The organism is Nocardia farcinica (assembly GCF_029867845.1).
GTDB classification, from domain to species: domain Bacteria; phylum Actinomycetota; class Actinomycetes; order Mycobacteriales; family Mycobacteriaceae; genus Nocardia; species Nocardia farcinica_A.
This window is the reverse complement of record NZ_JARWRU010000089.1, coordinates 1-2290: the sequence shown is the minus strand read 5'-3', so window position 1 is coordinate 2290 and position 2290 is coordinate 1. Positions and strand designations below refer to the sequence as shown.

Sequence of the window (2290 nt, the reverse complement as noted above, 5' to 3'; positions counted from 1 at the left end):
CATATTGCGTCACGGCCCGGGGGGTGTAGGGTTATTTCGTGGGGGTCTGGGGCCGTCCCGTGTACGTGCGCATGGCGGCGGACGCCTCGCTGCGACGTCTCGGCGTCGACCACATCGACCTGTACTACCAGCATCGCGTGGACAAGACGGTGCCGATCGAGGACACCGTGGGCGCGATGAAGGAGCTGGTCGAGGCGGGCAAGGTGCGATACCTCGGCCTGTCCGAGGCCTCGGCGGGCACCATCCGCCGCGCGCACGCCGTGCACCCGATCACCGCCCTGCAGAGCGAGTACTCCCTGTTCACCCGCCACGTGGAAGACGAGATCCTGCCGACGCTGCGCGAACTCGGCATCGGCCTGGTCCCCTACTCCCCGCTCGGCCGCGGCCTGCTGACCGGCGCCATCACCTCCGCCGCCGACCTGCCGGAGAACGATTCCCGCCGCCAGGGCCGTTTCCCCCGCTTCCAGGGCGGCGCGCTCGCGGCCAATCTCGCCCTGGTCGCGCGGATCACCGAGATCGCGGCCGAGAAGGGCGTCACCCCGGGACAACTCGCCCAGGCCGGGGTGCTGGCCCAGGGCGAGGGCGTGGGTGCCCTCCCCGGCACCAAGCGGGTGAAGTACCGGGAGGAGAACGTCGCCGCCGCCTCCGTCACCCTCACCCCGGACGACCTGACCCGCCTCGCCGAGGCCGTCCCCCGCGAGGCGGTCGCGGGCGAACGCTACGGCGACCTGTCGACCATCGACGCCTGACCGGCCGGGCCGGGGCCGTCGTCCCGGCGAGGCCGATCCTCATGGTCGCCGGTCCCGACCTCGACGTCGGCCGGGGTCGAGGCCGCAGACGGGTCAGAAGAGGAAGTAGCGCTGGGCCATGGGGAGTTCGGTGGCGGGCTCCTCGGCCCACACCTCGCCGTCGACGCGGACGGTGAAGGTGTCGGGGTCGACCTCGATGCGGGGCATGGCGTCGTTGCCTGGCATGTCGGCCTTGCCCACCTTGCGGACGTCCTTGACCGGGGCCAGGCGGCGGCGCACCGCGATGCGGTCGGCGAGCCCGTCGTCGATGGCGTGCTCGGAGACGAAGTGCAGGGAGGTCGCCGCGGCGACCGGGGCGGCGGCGCCGAACATGGGACGCGGCAGCACCGGCTGCGGGGTGGGGATCGAGGCGTTCGCGTCGCCCATGGCCGCCCAGGCGATGGCGCCGCCCTTGAGCACCGCGTGCGGGCGCACCCCGAAGAAGGCGGGCTCCCAGAGCACCAGGTCGGCGAGCTTGCCCGGCTCGACCGAACCGATCTCGTCGTCGAGGCCGTGCGCCACTGCCGGGCAGATCGTGTACTTGGCGACGTAGCGGCGGACCCGGTTGTTGTCGGCGGGGCCGTCGCCGGGCAGGGCGCCGCGACGGCGCTTCATGACGTGCGCGGTCTGCCAGGTGCGCATCACCACCTCGCCGATGCGGCCCATGGCCTGGGAGTCGCTGCCGATCATGGAGATCGCGCCCAGGTCGTGCAGCAGGTCCTCGGCGGCGATGGTGGAGGGCCGGATGCGGCTCTCGGCGAAGGCCAGATCCTCGGGGATGGCGGAGCTGAGGTGATGGCACACCATGAGCATGACCAGATGCTCGTCGATGGTGATGACGGTGTGCGGCCGGGTGGGATTGGTGGAGCTGGGCAGCAGGTTCGGGGGCGAGGCAACGGTGATGAGGTCGGGCGCGTGCCCGCCGCCCGCGCCCTCGGTGTGATAGGCGTGGATGCCGCGTCCGGCGATGGCGGCCAGGGTGTCCTCGACGAAGCCGATCTCGTTGAGGGTGTCGGAGTGCAGCGCGACCTGCACGCCGGAGGCGTCGGCCACCCGCAGGCAGGCGTCGATGGCGGCGGGCGTGGAGCCCCAGTCCTCGTGCAGCTTGAAACCGGATGCGCCCCCGCGCAACTGCTCCCACATGGCGGCTTCGCTGACGGTGTTGCCCTTGCCGAGCAGTGCGATGTTCAGCGGCCAGTGGTCGGTGGCCTCGAGCATCCTGGCCAGATGCCAGGCGCCGGGGGTGACGGTGGTGGCCTTGCTGCCCTCGGCGGGGCCGGTGCCGCCGCCGATGAGAGTGGTGATGCCGCCACCGAGCGCTTCGTCCATCAGCTGCGGACAGATGAAGTGCACATGGCAGTCGATGGCGCCCGCGGTGACGATGCGACCGTTGCCCGCGATGATCTCGGTGGACGGGCCGACGACCAGGTCGGGGTGCACCCCGGACATGATGTCGGGATTGCCCGCCTTGCCGATGGCGCTGATGCGGCCGTCACGGATGC

1 protein-coding gene and 1 pseudogene are annotated in these 2290 nt (G+C 71.7%); one reads left to right on the top strand and one right to left on the bottom strand.

From position 1 onward, the window contains the following. Nucleotides 1–56: 56 nt before the first annotated feature. Nucleotides 57–749: pseudogene (locus QH283_RS01570) on the top strand (aldo/keto reductase); the annotation flags it as partial. 93 nt (nucleotides 750–842) lie between these two features. On the opposite strand, the gene QH283_RS01565 reads toward QH283_RS01570, so the two are convergent. Beyond that, nucleotides 843–2290 (bottom strand): urease subunit alpha (locus tag QH283_RS01565; protein ID WP_280501230.1); only part of this gene is annotated, 1448 nt, incomplete at its 5' end.